This window comes from Bacillus sp. JJ722 (assembly GCF_036963345.1).
Classification (GTDB): Bacteria; Bacillota; Bacilli; order Bacillales; family DSM-1321; genus Bacillus_AD.
Genome location: NZ_JBALMO010000106.1, coordinates 34,573 through 40,626, shown reverse-complemented (window position 1 = coordinate 40,626; position 6,054 = coordinate 34,573). Strand labels below are relative to the sequence as shown.

Below are 6,054 nucleotides of genomic sequence, written 5' to 3'. Positions count from 1 at the left end.
ACCACAGACAGCATGATAAATAGGGACAACACCTTTTTTAAAGCTGTACGTAATTTCTTCGCTGCACTCATACCAAATTATCCTTCCAAGCACTAAAACTATCAAAAAATTCTTTTTTTGTTAAAATAATCCTAATGATAAGGGTCTTTTCCCTGAATACATAAACCTTATTTACTGGATGGAGATGAATAGTTTTGGCGTTATTGATGATAGTACTACCGGCTTTTATGATTTTCTTTGCTGGATTTTTAGGACAAAAGCTAATCGGTTTTGATATCCGATCGGTTTCGAAAGTCGCATTATATATTATGTCTCCTTTTCTAGCATTTCGGACATTTTATGTAAATGAATTAACAATGGAATATTTTTATATCATTTTATTTTGCTTAGCTCTTTGTTTCGTTCTTATGATCGTTGTCTGGATAACGGCATATTTTACAAAAGCAAGCAAGCAGCAAATGTCCGCAATGATGCTTGGAGGAGCATTCATGAATAGCGGTAACTACGGGGCACCTATCGTACTGTTTGCTCTTGGTAAGGTAGGCTTTGACTATGCCGTCATTATGATGGTATTTCAATCTTTCTTAATGAATACAATCGGATTGTTTTTCGCTTCACTAGGTGGTGAAGAAGAAGCATCAGTGAAAGAATCCTTTCGCCGAGTGATCCGTATGCCCGTTATTCATGGTGCTCTTGCGGGGATTCTATTACAATTATTATCTATTCAGATTCCGAAACCATTTATGGAGGCCATCTCTTTAATTGCAGATGCCTCGATTCCAACTGTCATGCTCGTTCTTGGTATGCAATTAGCTGTGATCGCAAATAAAAGAGTAGCCTATCGTTACGTTTCATGGGTAACGCTTATTCGTATGATTGCGTCACCTATAATAGCTATTTTGATTGTATCTTTTATGCCAATCTCAACATTGTTAAAAAATGTGTTAATTATACAAGCAGCCATGCCTGCCGCCGCAAACACCACAATGTTTGCGATTCAGTATGGAACAGAGCCTGATTTAGTTTCCTTTACAACACTGATTACAACACTTTTAAGTATAGTCACAATCCCAATTGTGCTTTTTTACTTAGGTGTATAAGCACTACCAAACTAGCAGTTTTACGTCACATAAGGAAGAGATGAATGATTTATCTCTTTTTATTTGTTGCTGGAATTTCACAAGGAACCAATGCGGGTACTTGGGGCACGACTTTTAAAATCCCGCAAAAAGGAAAGAGGGCTGTGTTCAAAAGATTTATTCAATCTGTTGAACACAGCCCCGGTAATAGATTTACCCACTTTTCTATACATACTTTAATTTGTCTGGATTCACTATATAATAAATCACATCAATTTGGCCCTTTTCTACTCCAAAGCTAATCACTGCTTGTATTCCACTCGAATTTAGTAACGCCAATCCCCTTTATCCATTTACATTTATTATTTGAAATGAATACTTTTCTTTACTGCTGTCAAATTTACTAATGAGTGTAGCCAATAAACGATATACTTTTTCTCGTCTATGTATAGGGCGTAATGCTGCAACAACCTTGCCCCCACCTATAATTACAATACTCTTCATCAAAGTCCCTCCTTCTCCCTTATAACGAAATTGCTCATTTACTTGTGACACTTTGTGAGTACCTATCGTAGCGATATTCTGCAATTCACTTGATCTTATAATTTCCTAAACAACAAAAAAACGAAGTGACATTCTCTCTTCGTTTCACATGGAACCAATTCATACCTTAATAAAACTGTCTAATGTATCGATTTTTATTCCCTAATGAAATCATTGCTGATGCAAATATAATCGACAATATCGGAACAATACTCGAGTAGAAGAAAGAATTTATATCGAAAGCAATACCAATCGTCAACAAGAATAATCCATGTGCTACATATATGATGAAACTGATTGATCTTAACGAACTATAGATCGGTCGATTTCTTAGCTTTACATCAATCAAAGCCGGACTAAAATCAGTCCGACTTACTGTAATCAGCTTGTAAAAACGGAAGCAATACTTTAAAGCTTGTTCTTTGTTCATTGCTTGTCACTTGAATAGAACCACGATGTGATTCAACAATGCCTTTGGCAATAGCCAACCCTAAACCCGTACCTCCCGTTTCAGTGGATCTAGATGTTTCCACTCGATAAAGTCTGTCAAATAGTAAAGGAATTGCAGCCTGAGGAATAGGCTCTCCAATATTAAGTATATCAACGGATGCGAACTCACCTTCACGATCCATGATAATTAAAACATCCGTACTTTCCCTTCCATACTTCAGAGCATTGGAAATGATATTTTCAAAAACCCTTACAACTTTATCAGGGTCAGCTTTCAGCATTAATTTCGTTTCTCTCTCCTCCAAATCAATACCTATGCCTCGCTTACCTGATTCAGGTAAAAATTGAGCGACTAATTGTTTCATTAGCTCATTAAGATTAAGTGTTGTTGTATAAAGTACTAAATCATCATTTTGTAATTTCGTATATTCAAACAGGTCATTAACCATCCGGTTTAACCTAATAGATTTTTCATAAGCTATATCTACATAATACATAAGCTCAACTTCATCTTTATAATGGTTTTTTTCAATTAATTGCAAATAACCAATCATAGACGTTAACGGCGTCCGTAAATCATGAGATACATTTGTAATTAAATCATTCTTCAAACTACTTGCTCGTTTTTCTTCCTTAATGAAATAATCCAGTTGCTTTTTCATTAACTCGAGATTCTCGAAAATTTTCAAAGGTATTTCGGCAGAATCATTTGGAAAATCTACTTCAAAGCGGCCTTCAGACAATTCCTTCGTCACATGCTCCACTTGGTACACATACAAAACAAATTTACGAATCAGCACCATGAAATAAACGAATAAGAAGAATATGAGAAGGATAAGAATAGCAGGATATAAACCATATTCATAATAAAAATTCCGCATGACGAAACCCACAGCTCCCGTAGCTGATGAATTCCTGTATATAGCATATAAAATTAACAGTAAAACACTACTTGTAGCAGCAGACAATAACAAGCTATTTACGAAAACTAGGAACAATCTTCCGTAAAGAGAACCGAGTAAATTATTTCTCAATTTTATACCCAACTCCCCAAATGGTCTTAATCACTTTATAGCCTAGTTCTTTTTCCAATTTGTCACGAAGATTGCTGATATGCACCATGATGGTGTTGTTAGCATTGATATAAGCTTCCTTCCATACTAACCGATATAATTCTTCTGCACTGTATACCCGCCCAGGGTTGGATGCAAGAATAGACAGAATGCTAAACTCTTTTGCCGTCAGTATGATTTCTTTACCTGCCGCTTTCACAGTATGCGACTGTTGATCAATTTCCAAATTATCTATTAAAATATGGTCATTTTTTTGCCTTTCGCTATATTGGTAAACTCTTCGTAGCAATGTCTTGACCCTTGCTACTACCTCCAACGGATTAAATGGCTTAGTCAAATAATCATCTGCTCCACTCATTAAACCACTAATTTTATCCATATCCTCTGATTTAGCTGTGAGCATCAAAATAGGCACAAGGCTATTCCTATCACGCAACCGTCTACACACTTCCATACCATCCATAACAGGCATCATCAAATCAAGGATGAGTAAATCAATTGTTTCTCGTTCCATCAAATCCAACGCTTCTTGCCCATTTGATGCGCTATGAATAAGGTATCCTTCATTTTTTAAATATATTGAAATTAAATTAACAATTTCATGATCATCGTCCACTACCAGAATCTGTTTCAAGGCTGTCAGTCCCTTCTCAGTTATCTAATATAATTACTGAACCTTCCTAAAAATTATATCATACAGCATTTAGCCTCCATAGGTGATTCCTGCACTCAATAAGGCCGTAGCATCCTCGAAAATAGCCTCATCGGTTGAATCGAAAACAAGAGCAACCAAATGTCTACCATCTACTTTAATAGAAGATATTAAACATCTCCCAGCCTCATCTGTAAATCCAGTCTTGATGCCATTTACACCCTCAAAATAGTGAGCAGTTTCCGGATCCAATAATTGATTCGTATTTTTAAAGGTTGCATGCTTACTTTGATAAGACTGTTTCGAAACAATTTCCATAAATCCTTCTTGTTTCATAGCCGCTTTTGTAATAATAGCCATATCATAGGCAGTCGTGTAATGATTATTATTATGAAGGCCGTTCGGGTTTACGAAGTGAGAATGTTTTGCCCCGAGCTCTTCCGCATACTCATTCATTTTATCCACAAATGCTGCCGTTGCTCTTTTATTATTCAGTTCTTCGTTTCCCTCAATCTTTTTACCAATATGAATGGCAATGGTTCTTGCAGCATCATTCCCTGAAGGTAGCATCAAGCCTGCTAGCAAATCTCTCAATGTATACGTACGCCCTCCGACTAAATACGCGGTACTTTCCCCTTTCACGCTCGTATTGACTTCATCACCAACTGTGATTTCTTCGTCTAAATCTCCATGTTCCAAAGCTAGTAGAGCTGTTAAAATCTTTGTAGTGCTAGCAGGATAAATACGTTCATTGGCATTTTTCTCATACAATATCGTTCCATCTTTATCATCAATAAGTAAAGCCACTCTTCCTGTTAAATCTAAATTCGATATTGCTATGTCCTTAGTTTTTTCAGCATGTCTAGGTGAATTTAGCGTTACATTTTGAATACTAATTCTTTCACCGTATTTTTCATAGCCCCAATAACAGGCAATAATCGTTATCAATATAAATAGTGCAATAAGATTTTTCTTCATTATAACGACCCCTAAATGTCAGTTTGTATACTGTCATTGTACAAATCAACTTTAAAGAGAAACGAAAGAAAATCTTAAGAAATGCTTAAATATATAACAAAAAAAGTTAGAAAGGCAATATGTCTTTCTAACTTTTCGGAAATTTTATTTTGCTGTAAATGATACACTACTTGTTTTAGCCCAGTTGTTTACTGGTACTACATTATATTTCACACCAGATTTCAATGTACCGTTTGTTACATCAAACACACCTACAACACCTTTACGTGAAGAGAAGCGGTATTGTGCTTGTAAATTACTTCCGTCATTACCTCGAAGTTGTACGCTTCGTCCTGCAAACAACTCCATTTTTGGGTCTTTATCTAATTTGATTTGAATTGATTTATTATCAATTGCTTCAGCTGATTGAATAGTAAGTGGCGCAACGTATTTCGCTACAAACGTTTTATGATCAATGTCCGCCCATGTTGATGAGATTTTATATGTTACACCTGGCTTTAATGTTTGTCCTGCCGGTAGACGGAATTTCGGAGCCTGTCTTCCATCAGCAGCTTGCGTGAAAGGCACATAATTCGCTACAAATTTATCTCCATTGCTACCTGTAACAGTTACACTGCGATCGCGTAATGAAGAAATGATGTCGTAACGTTTTCCATCCTTGTCTCTATTATGTTTATCTAACGCGAACGCTAAATCTCCACGACCATTTCGATAAGCTTCAATGACATTTGCATAGTCAACTACACCGTCTTCTAAAAATGATTCAAGTTCAAATGTATCATTGGTAACTTGTTGTGTGTTTCGAATTTGAAGTTTTTCATCCGTTCCTTCAAAGTATTTCACACGCTGTCCCTTGTAGTTTAATGTATACATGAAGTCATCTTCTTGAATTGTTACAGGCACAATATATGTGCTTTTTGCACCTGTCATTAATCGAGGAACATTAACAATCTCTAAATCCCCATTGAAATTAAAATCTTTTTTAATATTTTCCAAGTTGTTTGGATCTACATCTTTTGCAGCTAATGGTTGATTGAACGTGATTTGTAATGTCATTGTGTTCAATGCTTTTATGTTTGTAATTTTTGCTTCCTGCTGCTCTTGTTCTTTTTTAACAACATGGTTGCTTGAAGCCTCTACATTTAATGGTTGGTTATATGCCATAAAACCAGTTGATATTACAGATACAGCTAGTGCTACAGGTACAATTCGTTTTGTCAATGTCATCACTCGAAATCTCCTTTTATCATATAAGTTATTTATAAACTTATAGTACAAC

The 6,054-nt window shown here is 35.8% G+C and carries 6 protein-coding genes; 1 reads left to right on the top strand and 5 read right to left on the bottom strand.

Features of this window, described 5'->3' with window-relative positions; translation table 11 throughout:
- The first annotated feature begins 194 nt into the window (after positions 1-194).
- Complete coding sequence (locus tag V7014_RS14365) at positions 195-1,100, top strand: AEC family transporter (protein WP_335508124.1); 906 nt, start codon at positions 195-197, stop codon at positions 1,098-1,100.
- Positions 1,101-1,424: 324 nt separating this feature from the next.
- On the opposite strand, the gene V7014_RS14360 is transcribed toward V7014_RS14365, so the two are convergent.
- The 5 genes from V7014_RS14360 to V7014_RS14340 form a co-directional block, all read right to left on the bottom strand.
- Positions 1,425-1,583: a hypothetical protein gene (locus V7014_RS14360; protein WP_335508123.1), complete on the bottom strand. Its 159-nt coding sequence runs from the start codon at positions 1,581-1,583 to the stop codon at positions 1,425-1,427.
- Between the two features lie 401 nt (positions 1,584-1,984).
- Complete coding sequence (locus V7014_RS14355) at positions 1,985-2,953, bottom strand: sensor histidine kinase (RefSeq protein ID WP_335508122.1); 969 nt, start codon at positions 2,951-2,953, stop codon at positions 1,985-1,987.
- Between the two features lie 142 nt (positions 2,954-3,095).
- A complete protein-coding gene (locus tag V7014_RS14350) occupies positions 3,096-3,779 on the bottom strand; it encodes a response regulator transcription factor (protein WP_335508121.1) in 684 nt (227 codons plus the stop codon).
- A gap of 69 nt (positions 3,780-3,848) precedes the next feature.
- Complete coding sequence (locus V7014_RS14345) at positions 3,849-4,775, bottom strand: D-alanyl-D-alanine carboxypeptidase family protein (protein WP_335508120.1); 927 nt, start codon at positions 4,773-4,775, stop codon at positions 3,849-3,851.
- A 144-nt stretch (positions 4,776-4,919) separates the two neighbouring features.
- Positions 4,920-6,002, bottom strand: coding sequence for a hypothetical protein (locus V7014_RS14340; protein WP_335508119.1), 1,083 nt, complete (start codon positions 6,000-6,002; stop codon positions 4,920-4,922).
- Positions 6,003-6,054: the final 52 nt, after the last annotated feature.